This is a genomic window from Leifsonia sp. AK011, assembly GCF_013410945.1.
Lineage (GTDB): Bacteria > Actinomycetota > Actinomycetes > Actinomycetales > Microbacteriaceae > Rhodoglobus.
Window position 1 is genome coordinate 519,772 of sequence record NZ_JACCCH010000001.1, and the last position, 13,692, is coordinate 533,463.

The window sequence follows — 13,692 nt, forward strand, 5'->3', positions numbered from 1 at the left end:
GCACTCTCGCCCGCGCATCCCTACTTCCTGCGCTCCGGAGCGTTGTGCCCGGGCCCCGACCGGAACGCTTCCGACACCACAGCACCAACCTGCACACCAATCACGAGCCCAAGCACCGTCGACACGGTCGTGAGGAGAAGGTCCTCGCTCCCGGCCGAGTCAGACGCCAACCCGCTCACGGCGATGAGCCCCAGCGACCCCGGCACCAGCAGCCAAAACACCGGCCGGAACGTCACGATCGCCGGCAGACTCGGCCAACCGCGTTCGACGAGCCGCAACCCGGCAAGCAGCACCGCAGAGGTGAGCCCGGCCGCGAATCCGGCTCCGAGCACTGGCGTGAGGAACACCGACCCGGCGTAGGCAAGCACCAGCACAGCCGTGATCACGAGTGTCACCGGGATAGTCGCGGAGAGGAAGAGACCGACTCCGATTGCGAGCAACGCGACGGCGGGCCATCCGAAGATTGGATCCACGAACTCCGCAGCCAGTCCGGACCCGTCGCCCATGATCACTGCGGTCTCTTCGAGTCGCCCGCCGAGAATGCCGACCCCCGCCACCGATCCCGCGGCGAGCAACGTCCACACTGTCAGCCCCGCGACGAGCCGACCGCCTCCCGAGACAACGTCGCCCGCGCTCACCTCGATCAACGCGTTGGTTACAGCAGCGCCCGGAATCAGGATGACGAGCGGCGCTGCGATCGCGAAGAACGGAATCTCCGCAATCCCGAAAACCACCGCGGTGAGCCCGACAAGCAGCGCGATCAACAGGGCCAGGAAGAACGGGAGGATCGCGGCGATACGCGGGTACCGTCCAGCGACAGTCAGGATGGCACCCACCAGAACACCGAGCAGAAAGTCGAGCCCCACCGCCCACCACGGGTTGCCGAGCACGACCGCGATGCCCCCAGAGATGAGCCCGCTCCCGAACAGCGACAGCCAGAACGGATACCGCGGATGCATCGTGTAAACCCGGTCGAGCCCCTCCTGAAGCTCGTGCCAGGGCATTCCGCTCTCCGCCTCCGCCGCGAGCTTGCCCACGATGCCCACCTGTTCGAACGTGAACGACGTCCCCGTGGATGCCAGCACTCGCGTGCGGTCGCCATCATCCACGAACACGCCCGTGGGTAGCGCGCCCACAGTGAACTCGGCGGAATTGCTGCGTGCTACTGCCTTCGCAATGCGCGACACGTCGGTGACGGCGTAGCCAGCGTCGAGCAGCGCGATACCGAGGCGACCGATGGCCTCAACCTCTTCGTCGGGTGCCGGCTCAGCCATTAGAACGAACTGTGTAGCCATCCTTGGTCATTGGGTCCAGAGGTCGTCGGTTGAACCGCCCATAGGGACTCCCAGCGCGGTCTCGATCGCGTTCTTGTAGACGTTCTCATCGGGAAGAGTGACGTTATTGAACGCTTCCTGAACTTTGTACACGGTCGTTGAATGGTGCGCGTCAGCTTTCAGCGGAAGTGGTTGCCCGTTGATTGCTGGTTCAAAAAGGTTGAGATCGTAGGGGAGAAAAGTTATCGACGCTGGCTGTAACGCGTACTTGACCAGCCCAGATGCCCCACCAAGCCTGCGCATGATTCGGTCGTAGATAGGGGTTGGGCACACGAAAAAGAGCCCTTTTCTGCAAAGTTCCTCGCGTTGCAGAATCTGCCCCTTATAGATCAACTGAGGTAGAATTCGCTTGTTCACATTCTCCCAGTTCAGCCCAACTGTGGATTGAACTATGTCGCGAGTCTCAGTTAAAAGGGCGGCGCGACTAGCGCGGTAGTTTCCCGTCGTGTCGATCGTTTGCACTTCAATTGCGACGAACTCAACGAGAGCACCCTCTTTGTCCAGAAGTGCCAGGATCCAGTCCACGAAGTAAGAGTTGATTCCGTCCTTCTGTGGCAGCCTGAGTTCGCCACCCCAACGCTTACCGAAGACGGCAACGACCGCTTCGCCATTAGTTTGGGCGTGCTCAACGGCGGTGCGCCCCGGCTGTAGCGAGAGACCCGGGCTGAAGGCGCGGTCCGCAACGTCGCGCAGTATGCGGTAGTCCTCAGCGTAGAGGCGAACAGGGCAACAAATGACAGGCGGGGATGTGACTGGCTTTACGGTGCAGACACCAGATACCACACCGTCGCTCAACCGCTTCTCGCAGCGGTCGTCCAAGAACGGACAGTGCGATTCGTGAGCAGCGACGAGCGCAGCTTGGGACGTGTCGGCGGCTCGGAAGCCGAAAAGCTCGTAGACCGTCCCAGCCATCAAATCACCCGGGTCAACGCGTCAGTCTTCGCACCTAGGGCCGCTGAAATGGACTGGCCAACGGCTGCGCCGAGGAGGGGTGGAACGGCATTCCCGACTTGCTCGTACTGATCCACACGCGAGCCGGTGAACTGATAAGCGTCAGGGAAGGATTGGATTCGCGCGGCTTCGCGGACGGTGAATGCGCGGTCCTGGTCGTAGTGGAAATAGGCACCCCAGTGCGGATCGCATTTCGTGAGAATTGTCGATGCGAGCCCATCAGGATGCACTCGACCGTAGCGCTTGGTGTGGTCCGTTCGGCGAGCGCTCTGCATGCCTTTGGGGAGGAGGTCGAAGGGTATGTCAGTCCAATTGCCACCTTGGGGGATATGGGCGAGACGTTCAAGATTCACCGTAGAGAGCCGTGCGGCCTCGTGGTTGAAGACCCCAGGGCTACCCGCTCGGAGAGCTCTCTGGTAGTCGTTAGTAGGAGCGGTAGCGTACGCCTTCACTCGAGCCCCAAGCTCGCCGTTTTCGAGTCGGGGGAGATCACTAATTGCGTCCGAAACTGTGGTGTGGGGAGGTAACTCGACTGACCTTGGCAGAGCTACCAGTTGTCGTCCTCCGAACCGGGATGTGAAGTTCACTCTCATCGGCGCGTGACGATAAGGAACAGGAAACGCGGGTTGCACACCGTTGCCCTTTTGAACCGCGAGGACGATAGTCCGCCAACGGGTCTGTGGTACTCCAAAGTGCGGCGCATAGAGAATTTGGACGTCCGCCGAATAGTCGAGATCCTCCAACGACTGGAGTATTGCAGACAAGGTAGCGCCGTTCTGGAACGACACCAGACCAGGGACGTTCTCGATCAAGACGGCGCGTGGACGGAACTCTTCAACAAACCGCAGGAACTCCCTAAATAGATGGTTCCGTCGGTCCTCGGTCGATCTCAACGGTGCATTGATGGAGAAACCCTGGCAGGGTGGGCCACCTGCGATGAGGTCGAGTTCGCCCGGGCGGAGTCCTAGATCCCGGCGAACGGCTCCAGCGTCCACCCATCGGATATCTCGTGAGTCGACCGTTGTCTCTGAATGGTTAAGTGCGTAGGTGGCCGCATAGGTCGGGACGAGTTCGTTCGCGTAGAGAGTCCGGAAGCCTGCCTCGCGAAGCCCTTCGGAGAGGCCGCCCGCCCCCGCAAACAAGTCGATTGAGGTGAGACCTGCCATTGGCTCGCGTTCCATTTCTCGAGATTACGTGATCGGCAGGAGGCCATCACGCTCAGTCACGAGTGTGTCCCAGTTGTTGCTAGTGCCTCCATGACCGACGTTAGTCGTGGCTTGTGACACTGGACCTTGGAACAGCGGACATAGCCTCGGCACATTTTGAGAGAGATGCAGCCGGGAGCAACGCCGTCTAGTGATAGCTTCTCACTTGGCTCGGTCGCCATGGTGACGCGCAAGCGAAGCCTTTGTATATATCGCAGCGATGCTGTCGCGCTCGGCGTGACCTCAGCCCCTACTCCAAGGAGCACGAATGAATAGTGGACGCCTCTCCGGGCCCCACACTGACGAAGGTCAGGGGCGGCCGAGCCCTAAATCTGTGCATCAACTCAAGGCGGGCCTCGAGCATCGCGTGAAGCGCACCTATCGCGCGCGCCTTGAGACAGCTCGGCGGCTGGAGACTCGAGGAGTGCTCTGGAACGCAGTGTTAGTGACTTCTGCCGTCGTGCTGGCCATAAATGGTGTGATTCAGATCATCGCCCCGGAGATATTCGGCAGTCGCGGTGCAACTATGTTCGCGGTGGTGAGCATCCTCACACTCGTGAACTCGCTCCTAGTCGCGAGCGCGAACTACCCAGTAAGGGCATTGCAGTACTTCAGGGCGTATAGGGACCTACAGAGGTTCTGGGCCGAGCTTGACTCGACGAGTGTCAGGCGCATGCCTGACTTGGCCAACTGGGAGGCTCGCTATCAGCGTCTCCTGGATGAAGTGCCAAACCATACTCAGGCGGACTTTAGGGTTGCCTTCCCGCCGCGACTTCGGGCGTACTGGGCGTGGAAAGACCGAAGGGCGCGATCCCGGCTCGGCGCTCGGGGCAGCTCACGTCCCCCGTACGTAGCCACCGAATCCCACGAGCTTCTCCTCCTGGGACCCTGGGCCTTCGCTAGACTCCGTGTCCTTAGCAGCTGGGCATTCACCTACCTCCCTCTAGCGCTCGCAGTCCTCGTAGCTCTCACGCTGATCCCGACAGTCCGATGGTTCCTCAGTGAATGAGGCCGATGCGAAGAGAGCAGTGTTTGTCAACCTGACGGCCCCTGAGAGCCTCATAGAGATGGCTCGGAAAGAGGCTGCGAGGAGCCATGCACGAGGGCGTGACGGCCAGTCGCCGACCAGATTCGCGCGTGACTTGCCGAGCTACGTCGAGAAGCTAAGCTCTGAGTTGCAAGCCGGCGAATATCGATTCATCGCCTACCGGCAGGTTCTTGCCTCTAAAGGTGCTGGCAAGGTCCCGCGGGTGATATCGGTCCCATCTGCACGGGATCGGGCTCCACTCAAGGCGATTCTGAGGTATCTGCACCGCCTGGTCCCTGAATCACAGCCCTCTCTCGCGCAGCAGGTAATCCGCGACTTGATCGCTGCAATCGACACACGGAGCTTCAAGCACTTCGTACGTGTAGACGTCGAAGACTTCTATCCGTCGATCTCCCACGATTCTGCCGTCGCAGCAATAGACCGGTTCGTCGACTTAGACGAGGTGAGAAAGATCCTGCACTCTGCAATATCTACTCCGACGCTCAAACACAATGCGACCTCGAGGGGAGCGCGTTCGACGAGAGGCGTCCCCCAAGGACTGTCTATCTCCAATTCGGTGGCGGAACTTGTGATGCAAGATTTCGATGCCAAGTGGAAATCACGCACGGATCTGGCCTACTTCCGTTACGTGGACGACATCCTGGTCCTGACTCGTCGCCGCAAACACCGTTTGGTGTTCAAAGAAATCAAAGACGACCTAAACCTGCTTGGCCTCCGCTGCCACGAGCTGGCAGTTGCCGGCTCCAAGAGCACTTGGGGAACCTTGGAGCTTCCGGTCGACTATCTCGGATACTCAGTTTCGGCGGGGTCGATCTCAGTCCGGGACGAGACTGTTAGTCGCCTGAAGGAGAAGATCGCCCAACGATTCTTGCGGTACCGACGCGCGCTCTCAGATCGCCCGATTGCCCTTTCCGCTGAAGAATGGCAGGCAAGTTGCGAAGTCCGGCTGCGATGGTACTTGGACCTGACGATTGCCGGCTGTGTTCTGGATGAACACCGAAGAGGTTGGATTCACTACTTCGCGCTAATGAATGATTTCAAGCTCCTGCGGGAGCTCGACTATTTCGTGGTCCGAAAAGCCGCCACAACCGTGGGCCTCAAGCCGAAGTCGTTCGTAAAAGCCTTCCGACGCGCGGCTCGGTCTAGATCCGACCGCTCTGGATACGTTCCCAACTTCGATCTCTACACATCTGATCAACAGCGGGATGTGCTCCGAGACATCTTCCTCTTCCCTGAAGAACAGATCTTGGCTAGTTCAGACGAGGCTGTCGCCGAGTGGTTTTATCGTCGCCTCCGTCGCGAGATCGACGCCCTCGAGACTGATCTCGCGATTGCTTACTAGGAGCTCTTCGCGTACCCTAGACAGGTTGCGCATCCGCGCACACACGTGTGCCTCCCATGTAAGTCCGGGAAGCAGGCACGCCGACAAGTGATCTTGGGTGAAGCATCCGTTCAATACGGAAGCGTCACGGTAACCAGAACAGGAGTACAACCATGGCAGCAGTCTGCCAGGTGACCGGAGCCGTTCCCGGCTTTGGGCACAACATCTCGCACTCGCACCGACGCACCAAGCGTCGTTTCGACCCGAACATCCAGAAGAAGACCTACTACGTGCCTTCGCTGCGCCGTAACGTCACGCTGACGCTGTCCGCCAAGGGCATCAAGGTGATCGACGCTCGTGGCATCGAGTCCGTGGTCAAGGACCTTCTTGCACGTGGGGAGAAGATCTAATGGCTAAGCAGCAGGACGTTCGTCCGATCATCAAGCTCCGCTCCACCGCGGGCACCGGCTACACCTACGTGACGAAGAAGAACCGTCGCAACAACCCCGACCGCCTCGTGCTGAAGAAGTACGACCCGGTGATCCGCCAGCACGTTGAATTCCGCGAGGAGCGCTAAGACATGGCCAAGAAGAGCAAGATTGCCAAGAACGAGCAGCGCAAGGTCATCGTCGAGCGCTACGCCGCACGCCGCCTTGAGCTGAAGAAGGCACTCGTCGACCCGAACGGAACCGACGAGTCCCGCGAGGCCGCACGCGTCGGCCTGCAGAAGCTCCCCCGCAACGCATCGCCGGTGCGCGTGCGTGGCCGTGACTCGATTGACGGACGCCCCCGCGGTTTCCTCAGCCAGTTCGGCATCTCGCGCGTTCGCTTCCGCGAAATGGCGCACCGGGGCGAATTGCCCGGAATTACCAAGTCAAGCTGGTAGATTTCAGGCGCTAAACACGCTCCACCAATTGCATGAGGTCCGAGGAGGACATTCAATGGCTGACAAGTCACTAAACCGTACCGAGTTCGTCGCGGCAGTCGCCGCAGAGTCTGGCCAGAGCCAGGCGACCGTGAGCGCCGTCGTGGACTCGATCTTCTCCGTGCTGGCCAGCTCGGTGAGCGAGGGCACCAAGGTCTCCATCCCCGGATGGATCGCCGTCGAGCGCACGTTCCGTGCCGCCCGTGCCGGCCGCAACCCGCAGACGGGTGAGGCCATCGAGATCAAGGCGAGCAACGGCGTGAAGATCAGCGCCGGCAGCAAGCTCAAGGCAGCAGCCAAGTAATTCCGCTTCACCAGAAGCACGCTTGAGGGCGACGACCGCGAAGGTCGTCGCCCTTTCGCCTTAAGCTTGACCAGTGCCCCGAACAGTGAAGATCGCAGCCCCAGCGATCCTGATCCTCGCGGCACTCGCGACCGTGCTCGCAGGCCTCGCCTACGGCGGCGGCGCAGCAGCACCCCTCCTGCTCGACCCGGGCCCCGTCGTGCGCTACGGCCTCCCCATCGCCAAGATGCTCGTCAACCTCGGCGCAGCGGGCGCACTCGGCGCACTCGTGCTCGCCGGGTTCGCCCTCGACGCGAAACGGCCGGAGTACGGCAGGGCGCTCGATGTGGCAGCGGCGTCCGCGGCCGTGTGGACCGTGGCATCCGCCGCCACAGCACTGTTCACGTTCATGAGCGTGTTCAGCCAGCCGTTCCGACTCGACAACGAGTTCGGCGAACTGCTCGCCAACTTCCTCACCGCCACCGAACTCGGCCAGGCGTGGCTCACCAGCATGCTCGTAGCGGCGGCCGTCACCGCGCTCGCCTTCGCCGTGCGCAACCAGACGGTGCTCGCGTTCGTCGCCATCCTCGCCGCCTACGGGATGCTGCCCCCCACCCTCCAGGGACACCGCGGTGGCACGGCCGACCACGACGCGGCATCCACCGCCCTCTTCCTCCACGTGCTCTTCGCCGGAGCGTGGGTCGGCGGCCTGCTCACGCTCGTGCTCATCCGCTCCACCATGGACCGCTCCCGCCTCGTTGTTGTGCTCACCAGGTACTCGACGGTGGCCCTCATCTGCTTCATCGTGGTCGCCGTTTCCGGCTACGTGAGCGCGCTCATCCGCGTGCAGACCATTGACAACATGTTCACGCCCTATGGCGGGCTGATTGTCGTGAAGGTGCTGGCACTCCTCGCGCTCGGTTTCTTCGGGGCGATCCAGCGCCGCTGGATGATCGGCCGGATGTCACGGCCAGCCGCCCGCGAACGCCCCTGGTTCACACTCCTCGTTCTCGGCGAGATCGCCTTCATGGGAATCGCGACCGGAGCCGCAGCCGCGCTCGCCCGCACCGCGACCCCCGTCACCGAGCAGACGGCCGAGGATCTCATCGACCCGAGCCCCGCCGAGATCCTCACCGGTCGGGCGCTCCCGCCACCCGCGGACTTCGTGAACTACTTCACGCAGTGGAACATCGACCTACTCTGGCTGCTGGCGTGCGCCTTCGGCATCACGTTCTACGTGTTGGGGGTCATCCGGCTGAAGCGTCGCGGTGACTCGTGGCCCTGGTACCGCACCGTGCTGTGGATCAGCGGCCTGCTCGTGCTGTTCTGGGCCACCAACGGCGGCGTCAACCTGTACCAGAAGTTCCTGTTCAGCTCGCACATGCTCGCGCACATGACCATCGGCATGATCGTGCCGCTCCTGCTCGTGCCCGGGGCTCCGATCACCCTGGCGCTGCGGGCCATCAAGAAGCGAGACGACGGCAGCCGTGGCATCCGCGAATGGCTCATGATCCTCGTGCACTCGCGCTTCTTCGCGATCCTCGCGAACCCGATCGTCGCCGCCGTGCTCTTCACGTTCTCGCTCTGGGTGTTCTACTACACGCCGCTCTTCAGCTTCGCGACGACCAACCACGTCGGCCACCAGTTCATGGTCGTGCACTTCCTGCTCGTGGGCTACCTGTTCGTCTCGTCGCTCATCGGCATCGACCCGGCGCCCTCACGGTTCCCGTACCCGGTGCGGCTCGTCGTGCTGCTGGCGACGATGGCCTTCCACGCGTTCTTCGGCCTAGCGATCATGACGGGCACCGGCCTGCTGCTCGCCAACTGGTACGGCGCGATGGGCTGGGACCTTGGGTTCACGGCGCTGCAGGACCAGCAGTCCGGCGGCGGCATTGCCTGGAGCGTGGGCGAGATCCCCAACGCGATCCTCGCGCTCACGATCGTCTACCTGTGGTCGCGCAGCGACGCACGGGAGACGAAGCGACTCGACCGCCAGGCGGACCGGGACGGGGATGCCGAGCTCGAGGCGTACAACAAGATGCTCGCCGAGCGGGCGAAGCGGCGGTAGAGGGGACCGTTCGCTGAGGAGCGGCGAAGCCGCGTCTCGAAGCGCAGCCGACGTTGCTCGGTGGGGCGCCCTTCGAGACGGACCTGCGGTCCTCCTCAGGGAGTGGGGAGGGGCGTGGCGGTTCTCCTCAGGGAGCGGGGAGGGGCGTGGCGGTTCTCCTCAGGGAGCGGGGAGGGGCCTGGCGGTCCTCCTCAGGGAGCGAGGCCGGCCCCGCGGTCCCCTCAGGGGGCGGCGTTACTCGTAGCGGGCCGTGATGAGCAGCTCGTCGCCCGGGAGGAACGCGATCGCGTAGCTCACCGTGAAGGGCACGTCCTCGTCGAAGGTCGAGATCGTTCCGTCGAAGAGGCTGCGCACGTCCACGAGCAGGTGGGCAGTGCCCGGCGTGGATGGCACAACCCACTCGCCCGCGCGCTCGCCCATGCGGATACTCACCTCGGGGTACTGCGCGATCGACCAGACCGGCGTGCTGGCGATGCGATTGCTCATCGACTGGCCGAACGGGCACCCCGTCGGCATCAGGATCTCCTGCGTCGCACACGTGTCGAGCGAGTCGTTCACGTCGGCCTGCACGAGCTCGATCATGTGGGCGTTCGGCTGCACGACGACGGCCGTGGGGATGGATGCCGCGGGCTCACTCACCGGCACGGTGACGGGCGGCGCGTCCAGGAACGTCGTCGCGTGCGACAGCGTCACGGCACCCGGGGTGAAGGCGAGGTACCCCTGCGGCTCGTCGGGGGTGGGGGTGACCAGGTCGAGCCCGTTGGCGGTGAATCGCGTGTCGCCGACGACCGTCACGTAGACGGTGGAGAGTGGTCCGTCAGTGAACGTCCACTCGGGGAAGAGCCCGAAGGCTCGGCCCGTGGAGACGACGGAGAAGATGGTTGTTCCGGGGGTGTCATCCACCTTGTACGAGACGGTCACCCGGTGGACGCGGTTCTCGACCTCCTCGTCACTCTGGATCGTGACATCCGTGAGATCCGGCATGGTGGCGCGGCGCAGCAGCGTGTCGACGCCGTCGGCATCGTCAGGGATTCCGCCGATGATCTCGAGCGCGCCTGCTGCATCCTTGCGGGTGAGGGCATCGAGGTAGGAGCTCACGAAACCGGAGGCGGAGTAGAGCGAATTGTTAAGCGCGAGCACGGTGACACCGAACCCGCCGACAATGATTGCCGCGATAACGGACCAGGTGATGATCTCGCGGCGCATGCCCACATCCTAAGTTGTTCACCTGTGCATCGCTCATGACTCTGTCGTGCTCGGGGGAGGTCGTACAGTGAATGAGTGACAGCCTTCGCCCTCTCCCCGGAGCAGCAGGCCGTCTTCGATCGCATCGAGACCACCCTCGACCACATCTTCGTCACGGGCCGTGCCGGCACGGGTAAGTCGACGCTGCTGAGCTACCTGTCGGAGAACTCCTCGAAGCAGATGGTCGTGTGTGCGCCGACCGGTGTCGCGGCGCTCAACGTGGGTGGCCAGACCATCCACTCGCTGTTCCGCCTGCCGATCGGGGTCATCGCCGACCACGACATCGACCAGACCGACGAACTGCGCCGCCTGCTGAACACGATCGAGACGCTCGTGATCGACGAGGTGTCGATGGTCAACGCGGATCTGCTCGACGCGATCGACCGCTCGCTGCGCCAGGCACGTGGGCGCAAGGATGAACCGTTCGGCGGGGTGCAGGTGATCCTGTTCGGCGACCCGTACCAGCTTGCCCCCGTGCCGGGCGAGGGCGACGAGCGCGCGTACTTCTCCGACCACTACCGCTCCCTGTGGTTCTTCGACGCCCGCGTGTGGGATGAGACGGACCTCACCATCTACGAGCTCGGGCAGATTCACCGCCAGTCCGACCGAGAGTTCACATGGATGCTCAACGCGGTGCGCCACGGACAGGTCACCGCCGAGATCGCGGGCCGCCTCAACGAGATGGGCGCGAGACCCGCACCGACGGATGGCGCGATCACTCTCGCCACCACCAATGGCACCGTGACTCGCATCAACGCCACCGAACTCGCGCGCCTGCCCGGGCGGGCGCTCACCGCTCGTGCGGAAGTCTCCGGGGAGTTCGGCGGTCGTGCCTACCCCGCGGATGAGGTGCTCGAGCTCAAGGTCGGCGCACGGGTGATGTTCCTGCGCAACGACACCCCGTGGGATGGCAGCGCACCGCGGTGGGTCAACGGGACAGTCGGCACCGTGCTCAAGATTGCCGACACCGTCTTCGTGGAGATCGACGGCGTGCGGCAGGAGGTGAAGCCGGCGATCTGGGAGAAGTTCCGCTACAGCTATTCGCCGCTCACGAAGTCCCTGCGCAAGGACATCGTCGCCGAGTTCACGCAGTTCCCGCTGCGGCTGGCATGGGCGGTCACCATCCACAAGTCGCAGGGCAAGAGCTACGACCGCGCGATCATCGACCTCGGCGCCCGGTCGTTCGCGCCCGGTCAGACGTACGTGGCGCTGAGCCGCCTCACGGACCTCGAGGGGCTCTACATGACGCGCCCGCTGCGCCCGAGCGACATCATCGTCGACGAGAACGTGGTGCGCTTCATGGATCGGGTGACGGCGATCCCGGCGATCAAGGCGTAGTGCCGCCTCTGCTGGTTGACTAGGCCCGCGAAGCGGCCGTCATCGAAAGCCGGTGGGTTGAGTAGCCGCGGCGAAGCCCGGCGTTATCGAAACCTAACCACCGAGGTACTTCGGATGTGAGGTTTCGAGACGCGACCTTCGGTCGCTCCTCAACCAGCGGGCGGCGGTGCGGCCGAGCGAGTAGGTACCGTTAACCCGTGCCCACCTTCTCTGACGACGTCGTTGCTGCCGTGCTCCACCACATGAACGACGACCACAACGATGACAGCCAGCTCGTCGCGCGCGCCTTCGGAAACCCGGACGCGACGAACGCGCGGATGACCACCCTCGACGACCTCGGCGGCACCTGGACGTACGAGGTGGACGGCGCCGAGCAGACTGTCACCGTGCCGTGGTCGAAGCCGATCAGCGAGCGCCCGGAGATCCGACGCGAGATCGTGTTCGTCTACCGGGCGGCGTGCGAGAAGCTCGGAATCGACTTCCGCGAGCACTGAGCCGTGGAGGCCGCAGGGCCAGGTCAGAGGAACTCCCCAGCGCCCCGTGGCATCCCACCCGCTAAACTGAGGGTTACCTAACCCGCGCAGCCGTCAGGAGTACCCGGTGACCGTCATTCCCTTCTCGCAGGCTCTCCGCGAGCGCACCTGGACCTCCCACGGCGACAGCGAGGGGGCGAGCTTCATGAAGGACCTCATGTCGGGCACGGGTTCGCGCGAGGACTACATCGCCCTCGTCGCCCAGCACTACTTCATCTACGAGGCCCTCGAGGCGGCCGCCGAGCAGTTCGCGGATGACACGCTCGCCTCGCCCTTCATCTCCCCGAGTCTCACGCGCATGCCCGCACTCGAGCAGGACCTTGAGTTCCTCCTCGGTGCTGACTGGCGCAACCAGATCTCGCCGCTGCCCACCACGGATCGCTACGTCAAGCGCATCAACGAGGTCGCAGCCGAGAACTGGGCCGGCGGCTTCGTCGCCCACCACTACACGCGCTACATGGGCGACCTCTCGGGCGGCCAGGCGATCGGGCGCCTCATGCAGCGCCACTTCGGCTTCGACACGAACGGTATCGGCTTCTACTTGTTCGACCAGATCGCGAGCCCCAAGGAGTTCAAGGAGACGTACCGCGACCAGCTCGACGCCGTCACCTGGAGCGACGAGGAGCGCGAGCGCGTCATCGACGAGGTGCTCGTGGCCTACCGCTTCAACACGGAGCTCTTCGAGGACCTGAGCGCCGCGAAGGCCGCCGCCTAGTTAAACAGCTTCGTGCGGGATCGGCGTATGCGCGATCGCGGCAGCGCGCGTGCGCGCGAGGTCGCCGGATGCCACGGCCTCGAGCAGTGCGCGGTGCACCTCGACCGTGTCCGGGCGCACTCCCGGCGCTGGCGCAGGGGACACCGCGTAGTCGGTGACAAGCATCTCGATCGTGTCGAGGGACTCGATGTAGACGCGGGTCAGGAAGGCGTTGCCGCCGATGCGCGCGATCATCTTGTGGAGCCGGAAGATCTCGAGGGTCTCCTCCCGGCCCTTCGGTAGCGAGGCAATCACACTGAGCTGAGCCCTCAGCTGCTCGGCCTGGGCTGGCGTGCAGCGGCGCGCGGCCTCGACGGCGACAAGCACCTCGAGCTCGTCCCGCACGGCGACGACGTCGGCGAGTTCGGCCTGGGCGCCGGTCGTGCCGACGATGATGTTGCGCAGACGCAGCGGGGGAGCTGGCGCGCCCACGAAGACGCCCCCGCCGGGGCCGGGCTTGAGGGCGATGATCCCGCCGGACTGCAGGAGCCGCAGCGCCTCGTTGAGTGTTCCGGGTGAGACGGAGAAGCGGGCGGCGAGATCGGACTTCGTGCCCAGGGAGTCGCCGGCGGTCAGCCCGCTCCGCTCGATCTCCGATTCCAGCGCGAGCGCCACCGTCTCGGCCTTCGAACCGACTCGCACCAGGTGTCTCCTTTGGTCACTTGACGTATAGATGATAACGATTAT

15 protein-coding genes are annotated in these 13,692 nt (G+C 63.6%); 10 read left to right on the forward strand and 5 right to left on the reverse strand.

The window, feature by feature from the left end; translation table 11 throughout:
- Positions 1-20: 20 nt before the first annotated feature.
- Genes HDC94_RS02570 through HDC94_RS02580 form a run of 3 tightly spaced genes read right to left on the reverse strand, consistent with a single transcriptional unit; the run spans position 21 to position 3,466 of the window.
- On the reverse strand, positions 21-1,274 hold the full coding sequence (locus tag HDC94_RS02570) for a threonine/serine exporter family protein (protein ID WP_179494596.1): 1,254 nt from the start codon (positions 1,272-1,274) through the stop codon (positions 21-23).
- Positions 1,275-1,301: 27 nt separating this feature from the next.
- On the reverse strand, positions 1,302-2,246 hold the full coding sequence (locus HDC94_RS02575; protein WP_179494598.1) for a NotI family restriction endonuclease: 945 nt from the start codon (positions 2,244-2,246) through the stop codon (positions 1,302-1,304).
- On the reverse strand, positions 2,246-3,466 hold the full coding sequence (locus HDC94_RS02580; protein WP_218870427.1) for a DNA cytosine methyltransferase: 1,221 nt from the start codon (positions 3,464-3,466) through the stop codon (positions 2,246-2,248). The genes HDC94_RS02575 and HDC94_RS02580 overlap by 1 nt, the downstream gene beginning before the upstream one ends.
- A gap of 292 nt (positions 3,467-3,758) precedes the next feature.
- Here HDC94_RS02580 and HDC94_RS02585 point away from each other — a divergent pair, with 292 nt between their 5' ends.
- The 7 genes from HDC94_RS02585 to HDC94_RS02615 all read left to right on the forward strand — a co-directional run bounded on the left by HDC94_RS02585 (position 3,759) and on the right by HDC94_RS02615 (position 9,135).
- Positions 3,759-4,499 (forward strand): SLATT domain-containing protein, encoded by a 741-nt coding sequence (locus HDC94_RS02585; protein WP_257021616.1) that lies wholly within the window; start codon positions 3,759-3,761, stop codon positions 4,497-4,499.
- Positions 4,492-5,880, forward strand: a complete 1,389-nt coding sequence (locus HDC94_RS02590; protein WP_179494602.1) for a reverse transcriptase domain-containing protein — start codon at positions 4,492-4,494, stop codon at positions 5,878-5,880. Before HDC94_RS02585 ends, HDC94_RS02590 begins: the two co-directional genes overlap by 8 nt.
- A 152-nt stretch (positions 5,881-6,032) precedes the next feature.
- Entirely contained in the window at positions 6,033-6,269 is a 237-nt protein-coding gene (rpmB, locus tag HDC94_RS02595) for a 50S ribosomal protein L28 (protein WP_018188988.1), read from the forward strand.
- Complete coding sequence (gene rpmG / locus HDC94_RS02600; protein WP_179494604.1) at positions 6,269-6,436, forward strand: 50S ribosomal protein L33; 168 nt, start codon at positions 6,269-6,271, stop codon at positions 6,434-6,436. The genes rpmB and rpmG overlap by 1 nt, the downstream gene beginning before the upstream one ends.
- Positions 6,437-6,439: 3 nt before the next feature.
- Entirely contained in the window at positions 6,440-6,745 is a 306-nt protein-coding gene (gene rpsN / locus HDC94_RS02605) for a 30S ribosomal protein S14 (RefSeq protein WP_179494606.1), read from the forward strand.
- Positions 6,746-6,800: 55 nt separating this feature from the next.
- Positions 6,801-7,088: an HU family DNA-binding protein gene (locus HDC94_RS02610; RefSeq protein ID WP_179494608.1), complete on the forward strand. Its 288-nt coding sequence runs from the start codon at positions 6,801-6,803 to the stop codon at positions 7,086-7,088.
- 73 nt (positions 7,089-7,161) lie between these two features.
- Entirely contained in the window at positions 7,162-9,135 is a 1,974-nt protein-coding gene (locus tag HDC94_RS02615) for a cytochrome c oxidase assembly protein (RefSeq protein ID WP_308495605.1), read from the forward strand.
- 234 nt (positions 9,136-9,369) lie between these two features.
- Here HDC94_RS02615 and HDC94_RS02620 read toward each other — a convergent pair whose 3' ends face one another.
- The gene (locus tag HDC94_RS02620; RefSeq protein WP_179494610.1) at positions 9,370-10,341 is read right to left on the reverse strand and encodes a hypothetical protein; all 972 of its coding nucleotides are present in this window, start codon (positions 10,339-10,341) and stop codon (positions 9,370-9,372) included.
- Positions 10,342-10,416: 75 nt separating this feature from the next.
- On the opposite strand from HDC94_RS02620, the gene HDC94_RS02625 reads away from it, so the two are divergent.
- From HDC94_RS02625 to HDC94_RS02635, 3 genes are all read left to right on the forward strand, one after another.
- Positions 10,417-11,718, forward strand: a complete 1,302-nt coding sequence (locus tag HDC94_RS02625) for an ATP-dependent RecD-like DNA helicase (RefSeq protein WP_179494612.1) — start codon at positions 10,417-10,419, stop codon at positions 11,716-11,718.
- A 197-nt stretch (positions 11,719-11,915) separates the two neighbouring features.
- The gene (locus HDC94_RS02630) at positions 11,916-12,212 is read left to right on the forward strand and encodes a DUF2470 domain-containing protein (RefSeq protein WP_308495606.1); all 297 of its coding nucleotides are present in this window, start codon (positions 11,916-11,918) and stop codon (positions 12,210-12,212) included.
- 106 nt (positions 12,213-12,318) lie between these two features.
- A complete protein-coding gene (locus HDC94_RS02635; protein ID WP_179494613.1) occupies positions 12,319-12,966 on the forward strand; it encodes a heme oxygenase (biliverdin-producing) in 648 nt (215 codons plus the stop codon).
- Here the strand turns inward: HDC94_RS02635 and HDC94_RS02640 are convergent, their stop codons facing one another.
- Positions 12,967-13,647 carry a FadR/GntR family transcriptional regulator gene (locus tag HDC94_RS02640; protein WP_179494615.1) on the reverse strand — a complete coding sequence of 227 codons (681 nt, stop codon included), beginning with the start codon at positions 13,645-13,647 and terminating at the stop codon, positions 12,967-12,969.
- Positions 13,648-13,692 lie beyond the last annotated feature (45 nt).

Bases quoted from the DNA above. Each gene is read 5' to 3' on its own strand.
- HDC94_RS02585 (WP_257021616.1), top strand. From the start codon at position 3,759: ATGAATAGTGGACGCCTCTCCGGGCCCCACACTGACGAAGGTCAGGGG.
- HDC94_RS02620 (WP_179494610.1), bottom strand. From the start codon at position 10,341: ATGCGCCGCGAGATCATCACCTGGTCCGTTATCGCGGCAATCATTGTC.
- HDC94_RS02575 (WP_179494598.1), bottom strand. From the start codon at position 2,246: ATGGCTGGGACGGTCTACGAGCTTTTCGGCTTCCGAGCCGCCGACACG.
- HDC94_RS02570 (WP_179494596.1), bottom strand. From the start codon at position 1,274: ATGGCTGAGCCGGCACCCGACGAAGAGGTTGAGGCCATCGGTCGCCTC.
- rpsN (WP_179494606.1), top strand. From the start codon at position 6,440: ATGGCCAAGAAGAGCAAGATTGCCAAGAACGAGCAGCGCAAGGTCATC.
- HDC94_RS02610 (WP_179494608.1), top strand. From the start codon at position 6,801: ATGGCTGACAAGTCACTAAACCGTACCGAGTTCGTCGCGGCAGTCGCC.
- rpmG (WP_179494604.1), top strand. From the start codon at position 6,269: ATGGCTAAGCAGCAGGACGTTCGTCCGATCATCAAGCTCCGCTCCACC.
- rpmB (WP_018188988.1), top strand. From the start codon at position 6,033: ATGGCAGCAGTCTGCCAGGTGACCGGAGCCGTTCCCGGCTTTGGGCAC.
- HDC94_RS02580 (WP_218870427.1), bottom strand. From the start codon at position 3,466: ATGGAACGCGAGCCAATGGCAGGTCTCACCTCAATCGACTTGTTTGCG.